This window comes from Shewanella sp. 10N.286.51.B8 (genome assembly GCF_041469325.1).
GTDB lineage: Bacteria > Pseudomonadota > Gammaproteobacteria > Enterobacterales > Shewanellaceae > Shewanella.
Window position 1 is genome coordinate 25,386 of record NZ_JBFRKG010000032.1, and the last position, 24,352, is coordinate 49,737.

19 protein-coding genes are annotated in these 24,352 nt (G+C 41.9%); 8 read left to right on the plus strand and 11 right to left on the minus strand.

Annotated elements, in window-relative coordinates:
- Window positions 1-77: 77 nt before the first annotated feature.
- Together AB4160_RS12320 and AB4160_RS12325 are read right to left on the minus strand one after the other, a co-directional pair.
- On the minus strand, window positions 78-1,190 hold the full coding sequence (locus AB4160_RS12320; RefSeq protein ID WP_102519302.1) for an anhydro-N-acetylmuramic acid kinase: 1,113 nt from the start codon (window positions 1,188-1,190) through the stop codon (window positions 78-80).
- A gap of 101 nt (window positions 1,191-1,291) precedes the next feature.
- Entirely contained in the window at window positions 1,292-2,806 is a 1,515-nt protein-coding gene (locus AB4160_RS12325) for a peptidoglycan DD-metalloendopeptidase family protein (protein WP_102475601.1), read from the minus strand.
- Window positions 2,807-2,930: 124 nt separating this feature from the next.
- Between AB4160_RS12325 and tyrS the strand changes: the two genes are divergently transcribed.
- A complete protein-coding gene (gene tyrS / locus AB4160_RS12330; protein ID WP_372004798.1) occupies window positions 2,931-4,127 on the plus strand; it encodes a tyrosine--tRNA ligase in 1,197 nt (398 codons plus the stop codon).
- A 124-nt stretch (window positions 4,128-4,251) separates the two neighbouring features.
- On the opposite strand, the gene AB4160_RS12335 is transcribed toward tyrS, so the two are convergent.
- From AB4160_RS12335 to gltB, 7 genes are all read right to left on the minus strand, one after another.
- Window positions 4,252-4,737, minus strand: a complete 486-nt coding sequence (locus AB4160_RS12335; RefSeq protein ID WP_102439256.1) for a nuclear transport factor 2 family protein — start codon at window positions 4,735-4,737, stop codon at window positions 4,252-4,254.
- Entirely contained in the window at window positions 4,738-5,364 is a 627-nt protein-coding gene (locus tag AB4160_RS12340; RefSeq protein ID WP_102439255.1) for a trimeric intracellular cation channel family protein, read from the minus strand.
- Window positions 5,357-5,737 (minus strand): DUF2721 domain-containing protein, encoded by a 381-nt coding sequence (locus tag AB4160_RS12345; protein WP_102439286.1) that lies wholly within the window; start codon window positions 5,735-5,737, stop codon window positions 5,357-5,359. The genes AB4160_RS12340 and AB4160_RS12345 overlap by 8 nt, the downstream gene beginning before the upstream one ends.
- Window positions 5,738-5,818: 81 nt before the next feature.
- Complete coding sequence (locus tag AB4160_RS12350; RefSeq protein ID WP_372004800.1) at window positions 5,819-6,820, minus strand: cobalamin biosynthesis protein; 1,002 nt, start codon at window positions 6,818-6,820, stop codon at window positions 5,819-5,821.
- Window positions 6,821-6,923: 103 nt separating this feature from the next.
- Entirely contained in the window at window positions 6,924-7,616 is a 693-nt protein-coding gene (locus AB4160_RS12355) for a 5'-methylthioadenosine/adenosylhomocysteine nucleosidase (protein WP_102439253.1), read from the minus strand.
- Window positions 7,617-7,821: 205 nt separating this feature from the next.
- Window positions 7,822-9,234 (minus strand): FAD-dependent oxidoreductase, encoded by a 1,413-nt coding sequence (locus AB4160_RS12360; RefSeq protein WP_372004802.1) that lies wholly within the window; start codon window positions 9,232-9,234, stop codon window positions 7,822-7,824.
- A 6-nt stretch (window positions 9,235-9,240) separates the two neighbouring features.
- Window positions 9,241-13,689, minus strand: coding sequence for a glutamate synthase large subunit (gene gltB / locus AB4160_RS12365; RefSeq protein WP_102475605.1), 4,449 nt, complete (start codon window positions 13,687-13,689; stop codon window positions 9,241-9,243).
- Window positions 13,690-14,204: 515 nt separating this feature from the next.
- Here gltB and AB4160_RS12370 point away from each other — a divergent pair.
- The 3 genes from AB4160_RS12370 to oxyR all read left to right on the plus strand — a co-directional run bounded on the left by AB4160_RS12370 (window position 14,205) and on the right by oxyR (window position 16,751).
- A complete protein-coding gene (locus tag AB4160_RS12370; RefSeq protein WP_102475606.1) occupies window positions 14,205-15,125 on the plus strand; it encodes a TIGR01212 family radical SAM protein in 921 nt (306 codons plus the stop codon).
- Between the two features lie 190 nt (window positions 15,126-15,315).
- A complete protein-coding gene (locus AB4160_RS12375; RefSeq protein ID WP_076542524.1) occupies window positions 15,316-15,681 on the plus strand; it encodes an Hpt domain-containing protein in 366 nt (121 codons plus the stop codon).
- 164 nt (window positions 15,682-15,845) lie between these two features.
- A complete protein-coding gene (gene oxyR / locus AB4160_RS12380) occupies window positions 15,846-16,751 on the plus strand; it encodes a hydrogen peroxide-inducible genes transcriptional activator OxyR (protein ID WP_102439249.1) in 906 nt (301 codons plus the stop codon).
- A 39-nt stretch (window positions 16,752-16,790) separates the two neighbouring features.
- Here the strand turns inward: oxyR and AB4160_RS12385 are convergent, their stop codons facing one another.
- Window positions 16,791-17,807 carry an adenylate/guanylate cyclase domain-containing protein gene (locus AB4160_RS12385; RefSeq protein ID WP_198589262.1) on the minus strand — a complete coding sequence of 339 codons (1,017 nt, stop codon included), beginning with the start codon at window positions 17,805-17,807 and terminating at the stop codon, window positions 16,791-16,793.
- A gap of 181 nt (window positions 17,808-17,988) precedes the next feature.
- Window positions 17,989-18,654: a DNA mismatch repair endonuclease MutH gene (gene mutH / locus AB4160_RS12390; RefSeq protein ID WP_102475651.1), complete on the minus strand. Its 666-nt coding sequence runs from the start codon at window positions 18,652-18,654 to the stop codon at window positions 17,989-17,991.
- Between the two features lie 733 nt (window positions 18,655-19,387).
- On the opposite strand from mutH, the gene rppH reads away from it, so the two are divergent.
- The 4 genes from rppH to AB4160_RS12410 all read left to right on the plus strand — a co-directional run bounded on the left by rppH (window position 19,388) and on the right by AB4160_RS12410 (window position 24,056).
- A complete protein-coding gene (gene rppH, locus AB4160_RS12395; protein ID WP_076542529.1) occupies window positions 19,388-19,906 on the plus strand; it encodes an RNA pyrophosphohydrolase in 519 nt (172 codons plus the stop codon).
- Window positions 19,907-19,930: 24 nt separating this feature from the next.
- A complete protein-coding gene (gene ptsP / locus AB4160_RS12400) occupies window positions 19,931-22,165 on the plus strand; it encodes a phosphoenolpyruvate--protein phosphotransferase (protein ID WP_372004805.1) in 2,235 nt (744 codons plus the stop codon).
- Window positions 22,166-22,325: 160 nt separating this feature from the next.
- Window positions 22,326-23,129: a sulfite exporter TauE/SafE family protein gene (locus tag AB4160_RS12405; RefSeq protein WP_102439246.1), complete on the plus strand. Its 804-nt coding sequence runs from the start codon at window positions 22,326-22,328 to the stop codon at window positions 23,127-23,129.
- 75 nt (window positions 23,130-23,204) lie between these two features.
- Window positions 23,205-24,056 carry a thymidylate synthase gene (locus tag AB4160_RS12410; RefSeq protein ID WP_102439245.1) on the plus strand — a complete coding sequence of 284 codons (852 nt, stop codon included), beginning with the start codon at window positions 23,205-23,207 and terminating at the stop codon, window positions 24,054-24,056.
- Window positions 24,057-24,352: the final 296 nt, after the last annotated feature.

The window sequence follows — 24,352 nt, forward strand, 5'->3', positions numbered from 1 at the left end:
TGTTCAGTTATATGCATCGCTTTGATATCGAGTTTTGATAGCGAGTTTAGGTACTAGTATTGCTATCTATTCACTTACTAAATAGCGCTGTAAAAGCTGCCAAGGATCGCCGCTCTACTTGCGCCAGTCACAGCGGGTAAGTTGGCCGTTAAGCCGTGGTGATGTCTCATAGCAAGCCAGGCAAAGGCGATGGCTTCAACCCATTTGGGGTCCATACCGATTGCTGTGGTACTTGACAGGGTAAAGTTAGGCACCAGCATGGCTAAACGCTGCATCAACTCAGTGTTAAAAGCGCCGCCGCCACAAACAAAAATATCGCCAGCATCCGTGAGTTGATTAATATCATTGGCGATTGTCTGACAGCTAAGATCAAGTAGCGTGGATTGAATATCCTCTAGTGCTAGATGAGAAAAATCAGCCAATTGCTGTTCAAGCCAAGCATGATTAAATAGCTCTCTACCAGTGCTTTTAGGATAGGCCATCGAAAAGTACGGGTGAGTTAACAGGTGAGTTAATAACTCGGCATTGGTGTTACCTGATGCGGCCCATTGACCTGATTCATCAAAACTGAGCTGCTGCTGTTGCAGAATGAATGCATCCATGAGGGTGTTACCTGGGCCTGTATCAAATCCAATAACCTGATCAGATTCCCCTGGCAAGTAAGTGATATTAGCAATGCCGCCAATATTTAAAATAATCCGTGGTGTGTGAGCTTTAGCAAATAACGCTTGATGAAATGCTGGTACTAACGGCGCCCCTTGACCGCCTAAGGCAATATCTTTGCGCCTAAAGTCTGCAATGACGTTAATACCCGTGGTAACCGCTATGGTATCCGCATCACCAATTTGTAAGCTGAAACCATGCTCAAGATTGGGCATGTGGCGAATGGTTTGGCCGTGACTACCAATGGCTATGACATCGGCTTTATTAATAGTGGTGGTTGCTAATAATTCGTTGACCGCCTGTGCAAACAGTAAGCCCATACTTCTGTCCATGCGGCCCATAATGTTCAGTTCATCATTATTAGGACTACATAGACGGTGTAATTGATGCAGAACATGCTCTGGAATTGCTACCGTATAGGTAGCGATTAAGCGGGTTTGGTTATTGCTAAAATCAACTAAAACAGCATCGACACCATCCATACTGGTGCCTGACATTAAACCGATATAATACTGAGGTTTATCCATGGTATTGGCTCATTTATGAAGCGGGCTAGATTCTGTATGAAACTAGCCCAACAAAGGAATGGGTGACTAGAGAAACGCTAGTTCAATCGCGGCATCACAGGTTAATTACTGGCATAATGCTGCTGCTTGTTTTGCTCAATTTTAGCCATTATTTGCTTGCTGAGTATATCAAACTGCGCTTTTTCTTTTTTATCAATTGGCTTAGATTGCGGTAACTTGATGGTTCTTGGATTGCGATGCACGCCATTAACGATAAATTCGTAATGTAAGTGAGCGCCAGTAACGCGACCTGTTTTTCCTAAAGTACCAATAATCTGCCCTTGCTTAACGGTTTCGCCACGTTTTACTTTGCGTTTTGTTAGATGCAGATATTTAGTGGTGTAGGTATCGTTATGCTTGATAAAGACATAGTTACCATTGTATTTGTTATAACTTGACTCAATCACTTTACCGCGACCTGCAGCTTTAATAGGGGTACCAATAGCAGCCACATAATCTACGCCACGGTGTGCTCTAACCTGGCCTGTGACTGGGTGTAAGCGACGCGGATTAAAGCTTGAGCTGACATATTTAAAGTCAACAGGTGAGCGAAGGAAGGCTTTTCGCATGCTACTGCCTGTTTCTGAGTAATATTCGCCATCGGTATAACGTACAGCTGTGTAGCGCTCACCTTGGTTAACAAATTCGGCGGCTAAAATGTTGCCGGTACCAATAAATTGGCCATCAACAAACTCTTCTTCAAACATCAATGAGAAATGATCGTCTTTACGTATATCTAGAGCGAAATCGATATCCCAACCAAAAATGTTGGCAAGTTGCATAATATGGTTAGCTGACAAACCGGCGCTGGCTGCAGCGCTCCAAAAATTAGTACTAATATTGGCGGTGATGAACTTCGTTTCTAAGGTAATGGACTTAACATTGACCTTTTCTTCGAATTTATCATCAAACTTTGAAATCAATAGGGTAGAGACTTTGTCCATTTGATAACTAATTTGAGTCACTTCATCTTGGGCATCTTTAGAGACAATAATCTCTTCACCGGGCATGATTTTGAGTAAATTTTTCTTAGATACAGGCAAACGGGTAATTTGATAAACATCTTTTGGACTTAAGCCTGCTCTATTGGCTAAGCCACCAAAAGTGTCACCTTTAGCGACTTTAAAGGTTTTATGTGACAGTAAATCTGCTTCACGATAGGGTACGGCATTTTCAACATCTGCTTGGGTGGCTAATAAGCCGTCTGAGGCTGTCATTAATGGGTTTAAATCAGCAATAGGATTACTTTCTTGCGAAGGGCGAAGCTGAGCATCATTATTGCTTGCCGTTATAGTGTTTGCTGGGGCGCTGCCTCCAGGCGGAGTTGGGGTTCTAAAGGCCAGCGGTACAGAGTATTGGCTTTGTTTGTCATTGTTACTGACATGACCTTCTTCAGACGAAGGGGCTTGGATGCCAATTCTATCGGAAATATCAACTGTACCAGTGTTAGCTTGTTTGGATGCTTGGGCATTATCTGATGGGAATAACACGATAACTATCGTGAGAATAACTAATGAACACAGTGCAATTTGGTGCACTTTAGGGAGCAATTTAAATAAAGTGATAAACTTTGCCATTGACCTAGGTACCAATTTCTCTTTTTCGTTGTAATTCCCTTAGTGTACACACTTTCAATTACTGTGGCTAACAAGTAACATAGGCGTCTTATTTTTTATCCAAGCTGCAGGAGTAGGTGCCGAAATGGCTGATTTAGACCAAGTGTTAGCAGAAATTAAACGCGGTACTGACGAGATTTTAGTTGAGTCTGATCTGCTAGAAAAACTTAAAGAAGGTCGTCCTTTAAGAATTAAACTAGGTGCAGACCCAACCGCTCCAGATATTCATTTAGGTCACACGGTGATCTTAAATAAGCTACGTACCTTCCAAGAGTTAGGTCATGAGGTGATTTTCCTTATTGGTGACTTTACCGGTATGGTTGGTGATCCTAGTGGTAAAAACACCACGCGCCCGCCATTAACTCGTGAAGATGTACTGGCCAATGCTGAAACATACAAAGAGCAGGTATTTAAAATTCTTGACCCGGCAAAAACCCGCATTGAGTTTAACTCATCGTGGTTAGAGTCACTGGGCGCTGCTGGTATGATCCGTTTAGCATCACAACAAACCGTTGCACGCATGATGGAACGTGATGACTTTAAAAAGCGTTATGCTGGTGGACAGTCAATTGCTATTCACGAGTTTATGTATCCATTACTGCAAGGCTACGATTCAGTCGCATTAAAAGCCGACGTTGAATTAGGCGGAACCGATCAAAAGTTCAATCTATTAATGGGCCGTGAGCTACAAAAAGCAGAAGGGCAAAAGCCACAAACCGTTATTATGATGCCTTTATTAGTGGGTTTAGACGGCGTGAAGAAAATGTCTAAATCTGCACATAACTACATTGGCGTTAGCGAGCCTGCAAATGAGATGTTTGGCAAAATTATGTCAATCTCAGATGACCTAATGTGGAGCTACTTTGAATTGTTGTCATTCCGCCCATTGGCTGAAATTTCACAATTTAAGCAAGATGTTGAAAACGGTCAGAACCCACGTGATATCAAAATTGCCTTAGCAAAAGAAATCATCGCCCGTTTTCATGATCAAGCTCAAGCAGACTCAGCACATCAAGCCTTTATTGATCGTTTCCAGAAGGGCGCTATTCCTGATGATATCGAAGAAGTTGAGCTTGAAGCTGGCGAAGGCTTAGCGATTGCTAACTTACTTAAGAGTGCGGCACTGGTTGCTTCAACATCTGATGGCATGCGCATGATCAAGCAAGGCGCGGTTAAAATGGATGGCGAAAAGCTCACTGATACTCGTCAGGTATTTACTGCGGGTATGACCGCGGTATTCCAAGTAGGTAAGCGCAAGTTTGCTAAAGTTTCGCTTGTATAGGCAGACAATAAATTCTGATGGGGCTTAATCCCTAAAAGCAAAAAGCGGCTCAATGAGCCGTTTTTTTATGGGTAAAATTTACCAAATAATGGCAATCTACACAGGTTTTTAGCGCGAGTTAACTTTATTGTGACTCAAGTTGATCGGACATGGTTTGATAGTCCATTAAGTCAACTTGTTCTGTCACCCGCTCGGTTTTCATATCGAACTTTAAGGTGGTAACACCAGGCACGGCGATTTCAATAATCTTGCCGGGTTTGCCAAATTGATCACCTGGGCCTCTAAGGTGATAGTTACCAATGAGTACCACTAAAGAGCCAGTATTAAACATGTGCTCAATATTCAATTTATACTCAAGAACGCCATCATGGGCGCGCTGGAAAAACTCGATAATATGACGACCGCCGGTGTATTTTACATTGGCGGTTTTATCAAAAAAGACGCTTTCACGATTATAAAACTTCTTTAAAGTGCGGTAATCATGGCTGGTTAATGCTTGCATGTATTGCACTGCAAGCTGCTGCTGTTTTGGCATTTCGCCGCTATTAGCCAGGCTTGAAGTGCTCCAAATACTACTCAATAAACAGCATACTAATAAAATGAGTCGCATCTAATGGCCCTTAGTTTTTAAATCGAATGCAGGTAATGATAAATGCCAGCGAATTGCACTTAAGCGAATAATCAAGGTGCTAAACATGGCCAAAAACAGCGCGTAAGTGCTATCCATACCCACTGCAATACTCAAGGTATAACAGATACCGCCAACAATAGAGGCTGTGGCATATATTTCGGTGCGCAGTACCATAGGCACTTGCTGGCATAATAAGTCTCGGATAATACCACCACCGACACCGGTGATTAAACCTAAGATCACCGCAGACATGCCAGATAACCCTAGTTGCAATGCTTTTTCTGCACCAATCACGGTAAACAGAGCCAAGCCAAAGGCATCGGCTATGGGGAGGGTTAACTTAGGTAATTTATGAGGTTTACGAACTAAAATGAAACAGGCAATCACGGTTGCCAAAATGACCACCACATAACTGGGGTTACTGATCCAAAACACCGGTGTTGAGCCAATAAGCGCATCACGAATACTGCCGCCACCAATGGCGGTCACTGAGGCCAAAACAATTACCCCAAATGGGTCCATTTTATGCTTACCTGCGGCTAATGCGCCTGATAAGGCAAAGACCGCGGTGCCACACAAGTCAAAAAAGTAAATCCACTCAATCATTGCTAAGCTCTTTTAAGTGGATATTGAGTGCATCGACCGAAATACGGATTTCAACTACAGATAAAATCAGTGAATAAAGTAAAAATAATAAACTCACCCCAAATACCATTGAGCCGATATCAAACAGCCCCAAATAAATAAAAATCATGCTAATGACACAGATGGCAAAACTGATGACGCCTGCTTCTTGCATGCGTCTAATAATCTTAATGCGCTGACGAAGGTTTTTAATTTGTTCGCTATTAATTGGCTTACCTGAGGAGCTTAAGTTTCTGATTAAAGCTGCTAATGCGAAAAAACGGTTAGTGTAAGCTAACAGCAATAATGAAATAGCTGGGAATAACAAACCTGGGGTCGTTAAAGATATTTGCAGATTATCTAACAAAAGGAGTCGCCTCTACATCAAACAACAAAAAATGACTAAGCTGGGTATAATAACCTTTTTATAATAAAGTTACATCGCTTGAAACCACCTTAATGCGGTCCACAAAATCGGAATGGCAATGGTAAAACAAATCCAAAAGCTGATTGCCCATGATGTCAAGCTGATCGCGTTGCGGATATCTTGAGTAAGCGGCATTCTTGATGGGTTTATCTTGCTTAATTCAACTCGTTGCAATTGGTGTTTTAAGATAAATTTTTGCGGCCCGCCTAACTCCACTTCCAACACTTTACTGCCAATGTATAAGCTTGAGTAACCGAACACTCCAGCTGTATGAGCTGGCTGTTTAACTAATGCTGATACGTTTTTTAATTTGCCTTGCAAAATTAAAGTCAGATTCCACAGTAAACTGGGGAGAGCAAAAATTATTTGGTTGAGGGCATAAATAGGGGCGCTGAAGTAGCGGTATTGCGGCACGTAATTAGGCCAGCAATGTTCTAATTGACGTAGCAAATGGATAAATAACACCAAGGGGGCACCGCCAATGGCAAAAAATAAGATGGTGGCGACAGTGCCATAACTTGGGCTGATTAATAGCCTTTCAATGGTGGCTTTACAAATACCGACTTCTGACAAACTATCAGTTTGCTGAATTAGCCATGGGCTCAGTAACTTTTTGGCTCGTTGTTTATCATTAAGCTTTAGGGAGTTTACAACGTCATTCGCGATGGGTCTGAAGCCTGCGTCACTGATGCAAAAATACACTAATAAAAAGTCAAAAAACCAAGGGTACACTGCCAGCGACAAGATAAAGTAGACGCTAAACCACAGTGGTAAAATCAGTAACAGTGTTGCGAGTAGGCCGGCGGTAACTTGCTGTTGAGAAGAACGCTGTGGATGGTTAACTTTCGCGCTTAATTTATTAGCCAGTAGCTGAAAAAAAACAATTGGCTGCAAATGTCTAGGTATTGGCGCCACTCTAGAAATGAGCAACGCCATAAAAAGCACCAGACAGTTGGCTAGAAAACTACCATCAACCGTAATGAGCTGTTGGTAAAAAGAACTATCAAACAATGTCATAGCACCTTATTAGTCCACATCCACAGTGTTAACCCTATTGGCAGAACGACATCATTTTGCTGCCAATAACGGCTAAATTAAATTACCTTGGGCTTCTTTATAGGTTTTTTAGTAATGCAATGACCATTAGTGCTGAGTAATGACCTGCTTTTACAATGTAGGAATCAAAATCAACAGGCGAGTCGTTGTTAGCATTATCTGATAATGAGCGGATGACAACAAACGGCACCTTAAATTGATGACAAACTTGCGCAATCGCAGCGGCTTCCATTTCACATGCCGCCATAGTTGGGAAGTTAGCCAGCATCACTTTTGTGCGTTCAGGATCGCAAATAAAGCTATCACCTGTGGCGATTAAACCTTCAATCACCTTAGCTTCACCTAATGATGAAATAGCCGCTTTTGCGGCAGTGACTAACTTTTCATCAGGGATGAAAGCAGCAGGCTGCGATGCCATTTGACCAATTTCATAACCAAAGGCGGTTACATCAACATCGTGATGACGTACTTCAGATGAAATAACAATATCGCCAATATTTAAACTGTCAACAAATCCACCTGCAGAGCCAGTGTTAATCACAGCGTCAACCTTAAAGTTGTTGATAACTAATGTGGTTGCAACGCTGGCAGCGACTTTACCAATGCCTGAACGGGTGACGACAACATCTTTACCTGAAAGTTGTCCTTCAACGAATTCGATTCCCGCTACAGTTGAGTGTACTGGATTGGTCATTGATTCAATTAGGTGAGCAACTTCAGGTTCCATTGCACCGATAATAGCGATTTTCATAATTAGCGTCTCAAACAGTTCATTTAAATAATGGCGGCTAATATAGCACAAAAGCAAACAGGGAATGAGCACTGTAGTAGCAATTTCAGCAAATAAAAAAGCGCATCAAAAGATGCGCTTTAAGAGCTTTGCTATCACAAGTTTTGCTATTAATCAGCCCAAGCTGTGTTATTGACCGCGGCTTGTCAGTGGCTGCAAAAGTGAGTTATGCGTCTTCAAAAGCGTTTAAAATCCCTTGAGCTGCATCGCGGCCTTCAGCAATAGCGGTAACGACTAAGTCTGAACCACGTACCATATCACCACCGGCAAACACTTTCGGGTTGGTTGTTTGGAAAGGGTTATCGTCAAACTTACTGGCTTTTACTAAACCCCATTCATTGGTTTCAATGCCAAAGTCGCTAAACCAAGCTGCAGGGCTGGCTTGGAAACCAAAGGCAATGATAATGGCATCAGCTTCAAGGGTTTGCTCACTACCGGCAATGACTTCAGCTTTTTGACGACCAGATTCATCGGCTTCGCCCATTTGAGTTTCTACACACTCAATGCCTGTGACTATGCCATCTTGCTCTTTGATTGCCACCGGTTGACGGTTAAATAAGAAGTTGACGCCTTCTTCGCGGGCATTTTGCACTTCACGGCGAGAGCCTGGCATGTTTGCTTCATCACGACGATAAGCACAAGTGACGCTTTTAGCCCCTTGGCGCACAGCAGTGCGGACACAATCCATAGCTGTATCACCACCGCCTAATACCACCACGTTTTTACCTTCAAGGCTTAAATATGGGTTTTCAGAGCATTCAGTGCCCATTAAATGATGAGTATTACCAATCAAGTAAGGCAGTGCTTGAATGACACCTTGACTGTCTTCACCGGGTAGGCGAGCTTTCATTGCTGTGTAGGTACCCATGCCGAGGAACACAGCATCATAACCATCTAGCAGGCTTTGAAAGGGAATGTCTTTACCAACGGTAACGCCCATTTTAAATTCAATGCCCATACCTTCAAGTACTCTACGTCGGGTGGCCATAACCTCTTTATCAAGCTTGAAAGATGGAATGCCATAAGTCAGCAAACCACCAATCTGTGGGTATTTATCATATACCACAGCTTTAACACCGTTACGACTTAAGATATCAGCACAACCAAGGCCCGCTGGCCCTGCACCAATAATTGCCACGCGCTCTTTGCGTGGCTTCACTTTTGTCATATCGGGTCGCCATCCCTGGCTGATTGCAGTATCGGTAATGTATTTTTCAACATTACCAATGGTGACTGCGCCGAAATCATCATTGAGGGTGCAAGCCCCTTCACATAGACGATCTTGAGGGCACACTCTGCCACATATTTCTGGCAAGGTATTGGTTTCATGAACCAAATCTGCCGCTTCTAGAATACGACCTTGTTCGGCCAGTTTTAGCCAATTAGGAATGTAGTTATGCAGTGGACACTTCCACTCGCAATAAGGATTACCACAATCTAAACAACGGTCTGCCTGCTCAGCCACTTGAGGCTGAGAAAACGGCTGATAAATCTCAATAAATTGAGTTGAACGTTTCGAAGCGGCGTGTTTAGTTGGATCTTTACGATCGACTTCTATAAATTGAAAATCATTACTCATCTTAATTTACCCCGCCTTTACTGCAAGTTCCGGGCTTTTTTGCTCAATTTTGAGCAAGTCAGCAACGGCAATGTTCTTCGGCTTCACTAATACAAAACAATCTAACCAGTTCTCAAAATCACTTAAGATCATTTTGGCATGCTCACTGCCAGTGGCGCTTGCATGCTCTTCAATCAAGCCTTTAAGGTGTTGCTGCTGTATTGTTGATTCTAGTTTTTGGGTATCAACAAGCTCAGTATTAACTCGGCGACTAAAGTGATTAAAGCGATCAAAGATATAAGCAAAACCACCCGTCATACCTGCGCCGAAGTTAACCCCTGTTTTACCAAGAACAACTACGATGCCGCCAGTCATGTACTCACAACCGTTGTCACCCACACCTTCAACCACAGCTACGGCGCCAGAGTTACGCACCCCAAAACGCTCGCCAGCTTGACCTGCAGCATAAACTCGGCCGCCAGTTGCACCATATAGACAGGTATTACCCATAATGGCACTGCGCTCACTTTGGAATGGGCTGCCAACAGGAGGATGGATAATAATCTTACCGCCAGACATGCCTTTACCGACATAGTCATTAGCATCACCAATTAGCTCTAAATCTAACCCCGGGCTATTCCATACCCCAAAGCTTTGACCTGCACTGCCGTTAAATTGCAGTGTGATAGGTGATTTAGTGCCTTCTTTACCAATGTTGGTGGCAATAAAACCTGATAATGTCGCGCCGATTGAGCGGTCGGTATTGTTAATGGCATATTGCTTGGTTAACGCCTCACCGGCTAATACCGCTTGGGCTGTGTCTGAAACAATTTGTAGATTTAACTCACCTTTATCAGAAGGCGGGTTTAACTCTTTCCAAGTTATAGCACTTCCGTCAGCGACTTTTGGCTGATATAAAATTGGCGCTAAATCGAGTCCTAACTGCTTGGCTGTTTGGCCTTCAAGGGCATATAACCAATCAGTACGGCCGACTAAATCTTCAAATTTAGCAACGCCTAATTTTGCCATCCATTCACGGACTTCTTGAGCGACAAACTCAAAGTAAGTAATTACTCGCTCTGGCAAGCCATGATAATGCTTGTCACGTAAGTTTTTATCTTGGGTTGCAACACCGGTTGCGCAGTTGTTTAAATGACAAATACGCAGATATTTACAACCTAAAGCAATCATAGGTACGGTACCAAAGCCAAAGCTTTCTGCACCTAACAACGCGGCTTTAATGATGTCTTGACCGGTTTTTAAGCCGCCATCGACCTGTAAGCGAATTTTATGACGCAAACCATTCTCAACCAGTGATTGATGCACTTCCGCAAGGCCAAGCTCCCATGGTGAGCCAGCATATTTAACTGACGTAATTGGACTGGCACCAGTACCGCCATCGTAACCTGATATGGTGATCATATCGGCGTAAGCTTTCGCAACACCCGTTGCGATGGTGCCAACGCCCGGCTCAGATACCAGTTTCACTGACACTAAAGCTTTAGGGTTGATTTGCTTTAAATCGAAAATCAGCTGGGCTAAATCTTCGATAGAATAAATGTCATGATGCGGCGGTGGCGAAATTAAGGTAACCCCAGGGCGCGCATGACGAAGACCAGCGATTTCAACACTCACTTTATGGCCAGGTAACTGACCACCTTCACCGGGTTTTGCCCCTTGAGCGACTTTAATTTGCAATACATCAGCATTAACAAGGTAGTGGGCTGTAACGCCAAAACGGCCAGAGGCAATTTGCTTAATCGCTGAGTTACGTTCGCTATTGAAACGACTTGGGTCTTCACCACCTTCACCAGAATTTGAACGGCCACCAATGCGGTTCATAGCAACGGCTAAGGCTTCATGGGCTTCCGGACTTAATGCGCCGATACTCATTGCAGCGCTATCAAAGCGTGGGAATAAGTTTCCGGCAGCTTCAACATTTGACTCGTCAATGGCCGCATTTGTGCCTTTAATGCCAATTAAGTCACGTAAGGTCGCAATAGGGCGGTCATCGACTAACGCTGCAAATTTCTTATATTTCGGGTAATCCTGATCTTTAAGACTTTGCTGTAACGTATTGACGACATCGGGGTTGAAACTATGATACTCGCCGCCTTCAACATACTTTAATAAACCGCCTTGTGGCAGTGGTATGTGAGCGCGAAACGCTGCGGTATGAAGCACTTTTTGATCGGTAGCTAAATGTTCAAAGCTTGCACCTTCAATACGGCTAATCACGCCTTTAAAGCACAATTCAATTACATCTGAAGATAAACCAATGGCTTCAAATTGCTGGCTACAACGGTAAGAGCCTACAGTGCTGATCCCCATTTTCGACATGATTTTACGCAGGCCTTTTTCAATACCTTGGCGGAAGTTCAACATCAAGATACTGTCATCTTCTACTTGATGTTTCTTTGCCATGGCTGAAATAGACTCATAAGCCAGATAAGGGTAAATCGCTGTCGCGCCAAAACCTAATAGCACGGCAAAGTGATGCGGGTCGCGCGCTGATGCAGTTTCAACAATAATGTTGGTGTCACAACGTAAGCTTTGATCAACAAGGCGTTGCTGCACCGCGCCCACAGCCATAGCGGCAGGGATCACTTGAACATTTTTAGCGGCGGCTCTGTCTGACAGGATTAGTAAGGTTGTGCCACTTCTTGCTAAACGCTCAGCTTCATCGGTAATGCGCTCGATAGCTTGCTTTAAGTTTTCGTGGGCGTCGTAGTTTAAATCAATAGTATTCGCACGGTAGTAACTGCTATCAAGACCAAGTAACTGATTAAAATCACTAAAAAGTAAAACGGGTGATTCAAACATCACTCGATAAGCCACGCCGGTTGTTTCGCAAAATAAGTTTTGCTCGCGCCCAATACAGGTGGTTAACGACATCACATGTTTTTCACGTAATGGATCAATAGGCGGGTTGGTGACTTGTGCAAACTTTTGACGGAAATAGTCATACAGTGAGCGAGATTTTTTCGACAATACCGCCATTGGAGTATCATCACCCATTGAGCCAGTAGCTTCTTCACCTTTACTTGCTAGCACCCAAATAACTTGCTCTAACTCTTCACGGCTGTAACCAAATTGCTTTTGATACTGAAGTAACACATCAGCACTAAAATTACTGGCGCCTTGTTGAGCGGCATCAATTTTGGTCGCAGGTTTTAAGGTGCGGCTATTTTTAGCCATCCATTCTTTGTATGGGTGGCGACGTTTTAAGTCATTATCGATTTCAAATGACGAATACAAACGGCCATTCATGGTATCGAGTACTAATAATTCGCCAGGGCCAACACGGCCTTTTTCTACCACTTCATCGGCAGAATAATCCCAAATACCCACTTCTGATGCCAGTGTTAGGATGCGATCCTTGGTTATAACGTAGCGAGAAGGGCGTAGGCCGTTACGGTCTACGGCGCAGGCAGCATGGCGGCCATTGCTCATTACGATGCCAGCAGGGCCGTCCCACGGCTCCATATGCATCGAGTTGAAATCATAAAATGCTTTCAACTCATCATCCATTTCAGGATTACTTTGCCAGGCTGGTGGTATAAGTAAGCGCATAGCACGGTATAAATCCATGCCACCGGCTAATAGCATTTCCAGCATATTATCCAATGATGATGAATCAGAGCCAGTTTCATTAACAAAAGGCGCGGCTTGTTGTAAATCAGGCAATAGCGGTGAATTAAATTTATAAGCACGGGCTCTGGCCCATTGGCGGTTACCGGTAATGGTATTGATTTCACCATTATGTGCTAAAAATCTAAATGGCTGCGCTAATGGCCACTTCGGCGAGGTGTTAGTTGAAAAGCGCTGATGGAATAAGCAAATGGTGCTTTTGAGACGAATATCGGCTAAGTCAGAATAAAATGCTGGCAAGTCTGCAGGCATCATTAAGCCTTTATAGACAATAACCTCACCCGATAAGCTGGCAACATAGAAGTCGCTATCATCGATGATTTGCTGTTCAAGACGGCGTCTGGCCATATAAAGCCGACGTTCTAAATCTTTTTCACGCCAGCCCACAGGGGCATTAATTAACACTTGGTAAATTTGTGGCAGGCTTTTGCGGCCAATCTCACCCAGTACATCAGGGTTTACAGGCACCTTTCTCCAACCGGCAACACTTAAGGTTTCACGCTGGAGTTCTTTTTCTAAAATGGCTTTTGCGGTTTCAGCTTTGACTGGATCTTGGCTGAGAAATAGCATGCCCACTGCAAACTTGCGGCTAAGGTGCCAATCATTTTCAGTTGCAATGGCTGCAAAAAAGTCTTTCGGCATCGACATTAATAGTCCACAGCCATCACCTGTGCGACCGTCTGATGCTATCCCGCCACGGTGTTTCATTCTATCCAAACCGTGAATAGCAGTACGGACAATACGATGGCTAGCATCGCCATCCATTTGGGCTATTAAACCAAATCCACAATTGTCCCGCTCAAAACTGGGATGATATAAGCTCATACAAAAACTCCCTAAACCTAACTTAATACGACTCGGATAATGCGGAGAAGTTCTCATAGATATGCACCCGAACCACCCAAATTAGCTTGATAATGGATAAAGGTCAAACTTAAATTACTCAACAAAATGAATTGTTACTGTTATTACAAATGTTATAAAAAAGCTACCTTACGTTAACGTAAGGTGTTTTTTTGTTCGTATAACCTTATGAATAAAAAGAATTTTAAAATTACAAAATTGTCACTTTTACTTTTGGTTAACATTTGGTGTTGATTGATATTGATTTATGGATAGTGAATTTATTTTCAAGTACAGTTTGAACAGGTAAATTGCCTTAAATGATTATTTATTCAATTAATTTGACTAAGAGTTGTAACTGCCAAGTTCAAAAATGTGCCCTTTGTCACTGTGTGAATATAAATTAATCGATTTATTTACTGTTTTTTTGATGTGGCACTAAGTTTTTATCTGTCAGAGCCTGTATTGTCTGCCACTTTTTGCCGTCAGGAGCAATTGTGGGTTTAGATGATTTTGTAAATACCTTCGGTGCAGTATGTAAGCAGCAATATGGCGGCAGAATTAAAAAGCTGACAATTGATGCTAAGTTCACTTGCCCAAATCGAGATGGAACCTTAGGTAAAGGCGGCTGCACTTTCTGTAATGTGTCGTCATTTAGTTATGAGCAAGGCACTGAAGCCAGTATCTCTGAGCAATTAAAGCAAGGTAAGCAGCGCTCGCTAAATGATAGTGCCAAATATATTGCTTATTTTCAGGCTTATACGAGTACCTATGATGAGTATCAGGTGCTAAAGACGAAGTATGATGAGGCCATTAAAGATTCAGATATTGTTGGCTTACATATTGGTACCCGCCCGGATTGTGTACCAGATGATATTTTAGATTTGTTAGTCAGTTATCAAGATAAGGGGACTGAAGTCTGGCTTGAGCTTGGCTTACAAACTTCAAACAATGACACCTTAAAGCGCATTAACCGTGGTCATGACTTTGCTTGTTATCAAGATACAGTGCAGCGCGCTCGAAAACGTGGCATTAAAGTCTGTGCTCATTTGATCCTTGGCTTGCCCGGTGAAGACTATAGTGATTACTTGCGCAGTTTGAACAGTGTCATTGAAACCGGAGTTGATGGCATTAAACTGCATCCATTACATATAGTAGAAGGGAGTGTAATGGCTAAGGCATGGCGTCATAAAGGGATGGCATTACTCACAAAAGAAGACTACGCCAACTATGCCAGTGAGCTTATTCGTCATACACCTAAAGATATTATTTTTCACAGAGTCACAGCTTATGCTAAAAAACCGCTATTACTGGCGCCTGATTGGTGCGGTTATCGATGGGAAGGCTTAGTGGCTATCGTGCAAAATTTAGCGGCTAACGGTGGACAAGGGCACTATTTGTCAGCCCAAAAAAACTAAAACTCAATCTTTAACTGCAATTTATGAAAGTTTATTCACTTACTTTATAAAGTTTTTTTAACAGCTTGTTAAAATACTGTGCTCATTTGCCAGAAATTAGACTTGAAAAGCCTTGTTTAGTTGCATAGGGGATTTTAGCGAGTATTATAAATTCAATTTTAAAGTTATGAATTGATTAAGAGGTGCCGAGATGGCCACAGTTGAGTTAGAGTCTGTATTGGATCTCAATACGTTAGAGCAATATTGTAGTGCTATTGGTGCTGGAACTTTATTAAAAAGTGTCGTGTTATTTGAGCAGCTAATGCCTGAATATTTAGGAAGCCTCATTAAAGCGAATGAAGCGAATGACAAAGATACCCTTTGTGCTGAAGCGCATAAATTTAAAGGTGCTGCAGGTTCTGTTGGATTAAAGCGTATTCAGCAATTTGCACAGCTTGTTCAACATGGCGAAGAGCCAGCTTGGGATACTGAGCATGATAAATGGTTAGGTCAAATCGTTGAGCATGCAGGTTCAGATCTACAGCAATTAAAAGAATTTTTAGAAGCAAAAGCTTAATTGCTTTTGACTTTTAAAAGCCCCGCAAGGGGCTTTTTTTTGCCTTTAAAAAAGTAACAGCAATAAATTTGCTGATTATGAGGACTAGATCCAGCTTAATTTATTGTTATTTATGTTTAGTTAATTCATTATTTGAATGACATCATCTTATGGTAATCGATTAAATGAAAAACCTGCCAAGCCTTAAAAATCTATTTTATTTAGTGAATTTGCATCAAGAGCAAAACTTTAACCGAGCGGCAAAGTCTTGCTTTGTTAGTCAGTCGACTCTTTCAAGTGGGATTCAAAACCTTGAAGAGCAATTGGGATATCAGCTTATCGAGCGTGATCATAAATCATTTATGTTCACAGCCATTGGTGAAGAGGTGGTTGATAGAGCGAGAAAATTATTGACGGATGTTGATGATCTTGTCGAATTAGTCAAAAACCAAGGTGAACCAATGACAGGTGAAATCCGCTTAGGTTGTATTCCGACCATAGCGCCTTTTTTATTGAGTCGAGTGGTAAAACAGTGCCAAGCTGATTATCCCCAATTGAGTTTATTGCTAAGGGAAGACACCACAGAAAGTTTGTTAGCATCACTGGGAAAAGGTGAGCTGGATTTACTTATTTTAGCTTTGCCTGTGGATACTACAGGTTTTCATAGTATGAAAGTGGGCATTGACCCGTTCAAAATGGTGGTTCATCAGGAACTATCTAATGGGATCCATGTGCCTATTGATTATCAACAAATGCCCGATGAAAGTATTTTCTTACTGCAAAGTGAGCATTGTATTACTGGCCATGCGATTACGGCTTGCCAATTAGGCAATAGTGCTAAGATTAACCCCTTTGCCGCCACGAGTTTACATACTCTGGTGCAAATGGTGGATAGTAAGTTAGGAACGACCTTTTTACCGCAAATGGCCATTGATGCTGGTATTTTGAATGACACTGAACTTCAGATTATGACACCGCCTGGTGAAGCGCCATATCGTGATATTGGATTGGTTTGGCGACAAACCACTAGTCGTATTTCAACCTTTAGAACCTTAGGCTTGATGCTAGAAGGCTTATTGCAAAAGCAGTAATCAAGCTGGCAACGGTTTATCTTGTTTGGTGTTGTTTCATTAAGGGGTTATTTTCGGAGCTACACCAAATACTTCAATTTCGTGTTTTTTACCTTTTAGCATCATTGCACCTAAATCAGTTAAATCGTATTGGCTGGTTTGACGTTCTAAACGGTGGGCGACTTCACCGGAGATCAACATTCTCTGACCTAAAGGGTTACACTGATCTTGAAGCCTTGCGAGGGTATTGAGTACATCGCTAAAGTAGCTAATTTCTTGCTTATGAACGCCAACTACGGCAGCGACAACCTGACCACAATGGGCAGCAGCTTTAAATTTGGGTACAAAACCATAATGTTCTTCAAAGTAAGCGCGATGCCAGTTTAACTGTTGGCTGAATTCATAATAGATATTCATACAGCGATCTTCTTTAACACCTTCATCTAACGGCCAATGAATTAATACGGCATCACCCATATAACGGTAAATTTCAGCTTCATTATTGGTTACTGTATCTGCCAACATGCTAAAACTATCTTGGATTAGACGACTGAAACGGTAATCACCTAATGTTTCTGCATGAGCGGTAGATGACACCATATCCACAAATAAAAATAGTCGGTGTTCATAACGTGGCTGGTGGTATTTACCTAAACCTATGTTAAGTAACACTCTTGGGCCTACAAGTAGCGCCATTTGTTCAATAAAGGCTAAGCCGACGCGTACCACGGCGAGATAAATCACTAAGGCCTGAAATGCTGGGCTGTATAAAATATGCGCAGTAAGCATTTGCCTTAGTGATACTAAATGGTTTTCTATGGCCCACATGTTTAAAAATTGGGTGACATAAGCCAGCGTCATGGCACCGAGTAGTAAAAATAGGCCTTTAAATATGACTGAAAAAATATAGGGCAGGCGGCTGATGGCGCTAAAATCGGCAATAAGGTTAGACATCCAATGCAGGCAGCCGAATACGAAGCCCATAAAAATAGCTAGCGTTGCTAAGTCTATTTTTCCGATGGCCCATTGAGGTAAATCAGGAGTTTGTGAATATCGGAAAAAGACAAATGCGCTCATGGCAATACACCATGCTAAAATCGCAAATAATAGCTTTCTTGTCTGACGACGTACTTTCACAGGATTATATCGAGTCCGTTGATATTTTAAGACAGGCTAGTTTATAGAAAATTCCCATACTTGTCATAGTGGTATTTACAATAGTTTTAATAAAAAGCCTTTATATTTACAGTTTGTAACGCTAACTAAATGCATTTGTTAGTATTTGGTGGGTAAAGTTGATCTTTAAATAGAAACCTCGGGGATTAGAGAGCTTAATCAGACCGTCTTCGGCAATTGACTCAGTTAATGCTTGGCTATTGGCTGCCTTTGGTCTTAGTTGTAATACTTCACCATGACGGGCGGTGATTTGCTCTACTTTTCCTATGGCGATTAATTCCATTATCTCTTCCCAGTCTTGCTTTAACTGGACATATTGTTGTTGATTGGGTTGCCATAATACTGGTGAGCCTATTTTTCGCTCAGCGACAGGGATACTTCTTTCACCCTGAATGGGGATCCACAGCACGTGTTGTAATTTATGATAAACCACACTGTCTTCCCAAGTGAGCCCTTGAATATTGGTCAGTGGGGCAACGGTGACATAGGTTGTTTCTATTGGTTTACCCTGTTTATCAATTGGAATGGTTTTTAACTCAATCCCCAAATGAAGAAAGTCTTGCTGTGGTTTTGAGCCTGCCGTTGCCCCTAGCTCCATTTCAATCAGTTGTCCTACCCAGCCTTTGTCTCTTCTTAAGTTTTCTGGCACGTTTACGCCATGCTCTTTTGCTATGTCACCTAAACTGACACCAGCCATGTCATTGGCTCTTTGCATCAATTCATCGATTGAGTTTGGTGGGGTATTCATCATGGAGCAATGTCTTACTTTTAAAAGTTCGCGTGTATTAAAGTGTACTGTTTTATCGATTATTTTAAAATGACAACTACTGGTTGTTTTTTGAGCGTCTTGGCGGGTTAAAGTTATCCAAGGTTTTGCAGTAATATATCGCTCTGTTTATTAACGACTTTTATGAATGTTGGTGAGTTTGTTTGACCATTTTATAAAGTTACACTCCTTTTGCTCCACTATTTCACACACACTTATCCACAGAATGAATGAATAACTTTAATTTGTTTATGCTTAGCGGATATTTTTTTGACAGTCAATGGTGAAAAATAGCTTTATTTTGATATTTATAAAATAAATATGTTGTTTTTTGTGTATAACTTATTTCGCCTGTATGGCCACAATTAATAATTACCTTTGCTGTTTAAAAAGTGACCTCTTGTGTGATTTAATTATAAGTTAACAACGATGTAAAAGGTCAAGCTGTTGTATTGGTTCGTTTTTTTGCTGTTGATTTGGTTTTGTTAACGACAGTGGCTGTCACTGTAATTTGGCCTGTTTAGAGTTATTTTAGAGTTTCAAACAGAGATATCCACAGATTTTGTGGATAATAATGATAACTAAGGTCATCATCTGTTGATAAAAGTTGCTAAGGGCTTATTTTATCCAAGTGTTCTATTGAAATAGTCGTTTGCCCGTAGGCGAGCTTTATGAAACAATCTAGTCATTAATTTGTAGTGAAATTGGAGTCCATGTGATTGATAGCGACGGCTTTCGCGCAAATGTGGGCATTATTATCTGTAACAAATATGGTCAAGTAATGTGGGCCAGACGGTTTGGACAACATTCATGGCAATTTCCTCAAGGCGGTGTAGATGATGGTGAAACCCCAGAACAAGCCATGTACCGAGAATTGTATGAAGAAGTCGGTCTTAAACCTGAAAATGTGCAAATTTTAACGTCAACACGTTCATGGCTGAGATATCGTTTGCCTAAGAGGTTAATTAGGCAAGAAAGTAAACCAGTTTGTATTGGTCAAAAACAAAAGTGGTATCTATTACAACTGAAAGGCAGTGACGACACGATTAATTTGAATTCCTGTGGTCATCCAGAGTTTGATGATTGGCGTTGGGTGAATTATTGGTATCCAGTCAGACAAGTCGTTTCTTTTAAGCGTGATGTTTACCGTAAAGTTATGAAGGAGTTTTCCTCTATTACATTGGCATTTCAAGGCCGCGAGCCTAGCCGAAAAAGAGGCCGTTATAGAAATTAGCTGATCAAAAAAGGATGTGAAGCAGTGCTAAATACGCTTAGGGATATTACACAGTCTGTCGCCAGTGCTAATAGCTTAGAGACGGCATTGTCATTATTGGTTTCCCAAACCAAGTTGGCAATGCAAACGCACTGCTGTTCTATTTATATTCTTGAACAGCAACAATTGGTGCTTTCTGCTACAGAGGGCCTTGCACCTAATTCCATCAATCGTGTCAAAATGCCTTTATCTGAAGGCTTAGTGGGCTTAGCGGCAGAAAAAGAAGAAGCTGTTAACCTTGCCGATGCAAAATCACACCCCAGATTTAAACTATTTCCTGAAGTTGAAGAAGAAGAGTACCGCGCATTTCTGGCAGTACCTATAATCTTTCAAAAACAGGTTGTCGGCGTCATTGTGGTGCAGCAACCGCAGCCGAGACAGTTTAGTGAAAATGAAGAAGCCTTTTTGATGACTTTGGCGGCCCAACTAGCGGTTGTGGTACGTAATTTGAAAAACAAAGCTGCGATCAGTAATGTTCAACAACAAGTCGTCTTCAAAGGTACTTCAGCGTCAAAAGGTATCGCCATTGCTGATGGCTTTGTGCTTGGTGGTGCTATCTCTCTCGATCAGCCCGAAGAACAAGCCACAGACTTAGCAACAGAAATTCAGCGTCTAAAAGCTGCTATGCAACGCTGTAGTGATATTATCAGCACTTTATCCCAACGTTTTGATCGTGAAAATGTAGATGATGTGGCCTCTATTTTTTCTGCTTTACAATTACTGTTAGGTGAAGCCAGTCTTGGTGGCGAGTATCTACGGGAAGTGAATTTAGGTTGGCAAGCCGAATCTGCCGTTAGCCGGGTGTCTAAACGCTATATTGAGCAGTTTATCGCGATGGAAGACCCGTATTTAAAAGAGCGGGCCAGTGATATTCGTGAATTAGGCCAAAAAGTTTTACGCCAATTAATCGAACCAGACAAAATAGAACTCGCACCTGATAAACCGGTCATACTGGTGGCGAAAGAGGTTGATGCCACATTATTAGCAGAGTTTCCTCGAGGAAAACTTGCAGGAATAGTCACAGAACTTGGCGGGGTAAATGCCCACGCAGCAATATTGGCAAGAGCCTTGGGTGTGCCAGCAATTGTTGGTGTTGATCAGGTTTTATCTGCAGATGTTGACAATAAAAAGTTAGTGCTAAATGCCAATAGCGGCCAATTATTAATTTCGCCATCTGATGCCATTATTCATGAATATCTTTGCTTAATTTCTGAGAGTAAAGCCCAGCAACGACAATTTTCTGCTGAAATATCCTTACCCGCTGAAACCTTAGACGGTCAAAGAATACAGCTTTATTTGAATGCCGGTTTATTAAGTGGTTTAAGCACCGATATGGCAGAAGGCGCTGATGGTATTGGACTGTACCGCACTGAAATTCCCTTTATGCTGCATCAACGCTTTCCCAGTGAACTTGAGCAAGTTCAAGTTTATAAACAAGTGCTATCGGCAGCGCGAGACAGACCTGTGGTGATGCGCACCCTTGATGTGGGCGGTGATAAACCATTGCCTTATTTTCCTATCACAGAAGATAATCCTTTTTTAGGCTGGCGTGGCATCCGCTTATCTTTAGATCATCCAGAACTGTTTTTAATGCAATTACGCGCGATGTTGACAGCCAATGCTGACTCTTCACAATTGCAGATATTGTTGCCTATGGTCAGTAATTTAGACGAAATCGATCGAACATTACTTTACCTAGAACAGGCATATTCAGAGCTGACTGAAGAGCTCGCAAGAGAAATACCCAAACCTAAAATAGGGGTAATGCTTGAAGTCCCATCTTTGCTTTTCCAATTAGAAGATGTGGCTAAAAGAGTTGATTTTGTTTCTGTAGGTAGTAATGACTTAACCCAGTATTTGCTTGCGGTGGATAGAAATAACCCCAGTGTCAGTTCATTATTTGATAGTTTTCACCCTGGCGTATTAAGGGCGCTAAAATGGACTATTACTGACTGTAACCGTTTTCAGCTTGATGCCAGTATTTGCGGTGAACTTGCTGGCGAGCCCATGGGCGCCTTATTGTTAGTGGCTATGGGCTACGAAAAACTCAGTATGAACCAAGGCAGTATTGCGCGGATAAACTATCTACTTAGACGGATTAACAAAGCTGAACTTGAGCGATTACTAGACCAGGTATTAAGCTTGTCTAATGGTGAGCAAGTCAGGCAATTATTGAATCAATATTTGCAACAGCTTAATTTGCTGTCGATTTTAGACTAATGACAGGCCAACGTGACGCTTATTGCAGTAATTTCAAATCAGCAATTTAAAATCTGCAAGTTGAAATAAAAATACTGAAGCAAAGTTAGTTAATTAAACAAGTTGATAAAAGCAACTTGGCTAAGTCAATTTACACATTTTTCATTGTTAGGGCTGTACGTTGGACAATATATTGTTAGTTTTTTCACTTTGCTTGTTATTAGGCGCAGTGGTTGGATTTTTTGCTGGTTTGTTAGGCATAGGTGGCGGGCTTATTATTGTACCGGCACTGATTTATTTACTGCCCTGGATAGGCATTGAGTCCAGCCAGCTCACCCATGTAGCCATTGCCACCTCGTTAGCCTCAATTATTATGACCTCGTTTAGCTCTGCTATTGCCCATCATAGACACGGTAATATCCCTTGGGAGCTTTTTAAGCCCATGTTGCCGGGTATTGTGGTTGGTGCGTTAGCATCGGCTTTTATCTCAGAACAAATAGCTGCCAATGTATTACAGCAGGCTTTCTCGATATTTGTCACAGTGATGGCAATACAAATGGCATTTCCATTAAAACCCAAAGCCGTAGCGAAAGTGCCAAGTTTTAAGCTGATGTTTATCGTTTCAATGCTAATAGCTGTTGTTGCCGGCTTAATGGGCATTGGCGGCGGGGTACTGCTGGTGCCTTTCTTGTGCTATTGCGGTTTACAAATGCGTCAAGCGGTTGGCTTTGCGTCGGTAACAGGTTTTTTAATCGCGATAGCGGGTACTGCGGGCTATGTTATTGCCGGATTAAATGCCACTGACTTACCCACTTGGACAGTCGGTTATATTTATATTCCCGCATTAGTGGGGATCATCATTACCTCTATGCTTATTGCACCTTTAGGGGTAAAGGCCGCCAGTATTTGGCCAACGCCGATACTGAAAAAGATATTCGCAGTTTTGCTGATGGTAATAGGTTTAAAGCTCGCGCTTTCTGCTTAAAAAAATTACACTAGCCACGAGTTTTGATAATTAATATTCTGCAAATAATAAACGTTTTAATAATAGGACAATAAAATGCGTCAGTATTTAGATCTCTGCAACCACATCGTTGAAAACGGCCACTGGATTGAAAATAAACGTACAGGTAAGCGCTGTTTAACGGTGATCAATGCAGATTTACAATACGATGTTGCCAATAATCAATTTCCCATTATTACGACTCGTAAAAGCTTCTGGAAGGCTGCAATTGCTGAGCTTATTGGCTACATTCGTGGTTACGATAATGCCGCTGATTTTCGCGCCATCGGCACTAAAACCTGGGATATGAACGCCAATGATAACCAAAGTTGGTTAAACAATCCACACCGCAAAGGTGAGGATGATATGGGCCGAGTATACGGAGTGCAAGGAAGACGCTGGCAAAAACCTTGTGGTGGAAGCGTTGATCAGCTTGCTAAAATTGTCGATAACTTATCTAAAGGGGTTGACGATCGTGGTGAGATTATCACTTTCTATAATCCTGGTGAGTTTGACATGGGCTGCTTAAGACCTTGTATGCATACTCATACTTTTTCGCTTCTCGGTGATACCCTTTACCTAACAAGCTATCAGCGTTCATGTGATGTGCCTTTGGGGCTTAACTTTAATCAAATTCAGGTGTACACCTTTTTAGCACTAATGGCGCAGATCACTGGAAATAAGCCAGGTCTGGCTTATCACAAGATCATCAATGCGCACATTTATGAAGATCAACTTGAATTGATGAAAACTGAGCAACTTGTCCGTGATCCATTCCCATCGCCACAGTTGAATATTAATCCTGATATAAAAAGTTTACGTGACTTGGAAACTTGGGTCACCATGGATGACTTTGAAGTGATTGGTTACCAACATCACGAAGCAATTAAGTATCCCTTCTCCGTATAAATCACATTTCAGCCATCATTTCACCCAATGGCTTTGGTTTACATCTAAACCAAAGCGATTGTCTTCTACTGCGCAAAGTATCGACGATTTTTAAACCCGATAATGAAAATAACAGCTAACCTTTAATGATTTTATGGGGACAGTGTATGCAAAACAGCCTCATTGCTAAGTTGCTTTTTAAGACTAAAAAGACAATGTTAGTTAATAATGCTTGTGATAATAATTTTGCAGAGTATTGTAAATAAAAGATTAATTAATTTAGCTGATTGTATTTTTATTCAGCAGTTGATATTTTT

Coding starts and splice junctions, on each gene's coding strand:
- AB4160_RS12320 (WP_102519302.1), bottom strand. CDS start 1,190: ATGGATAAACCTCAGTATTATATCGGTTTAATGTCAGGCACCAGTATG.
- AB4160_RS12325 (WP_102475601.1), bottom strand. CDS start 2,806: ATGGCAAAGTTTATCACTTTATTTAAATTGCTCCCTAAAGTGCACCAA.
- tyrS (WP_372004798.1), top strand. CDS start 2,931: ATGGCTGATTTAGACCAAGTGTTAGCAGAAATTAAACGCGGTACTGAC.
- AB4160_RS12335 (WP_102439256.1), bottom strand. CDS start 4,737: ATGCGACTCATTTTATTAGTATGCTGTTTATTGAGTAGTATTTGGAGC.
- AB4160_RS12340 (WP_102439255.1), bottom strand. CDS start 5,364: ATGATTGAGTGGATTTACTTTTTTGACTTGTGTGGCACCGCGGTCTTT.
- AB4160_RS12355 (WP_102439253.1), bottom strand. CDS start 7,616: ATGAAAATCGCTATTATCGGTGCAATGGAACCTGAAGTTGCTCACCTA.
- AB4160_RS12360 (WP_372004802.1), bottom strand. CDS start 9,234: ATGAGTAATGATTTTCAATTTATAGAAGTCGATCGTAAAGATCCAACT.
- gltB (WP_102475605.1), bottom strand. CDS start 13,689: ATGAGCTTATATCATCCCAGTTTTGAGCGGGACAATTGTGGATTTGGT.
- AB4160_RS12375 (WP_076542524.1), top strand. CDS start 15,316: ATGGCCACAGTTGAGTTAGAGTCTGTATTGGATCTCAATACGTTAGAG.
- oxyR (WP_102439249.1), top strand. CDS start 15,846: ATGAAAAACCTGCCAAGCCTTAAAAATCTATTTTATTTAGTGAATTTG.
- AB4160_RS12385 (WP_198589262.1), bottom strand. CDS start 17,807: ATGAGCGCATTTGTCTTTTTCCGATATTCACAAACTCCTGATTTACCT.
- mutH (WP_102475651.1), bottom strand. CDS start 18,654: ATGAATACCCCACCAAACTCAATCGATGAATTGATGCAAAGAGCCAAT.
- AB4160_RS12410 (WP_102439245.1), top strand. CDS start 23,205: ATGCGTCAGTATTTAGATCTCTGCAACCACATCGTTGAAAACGGCCAC.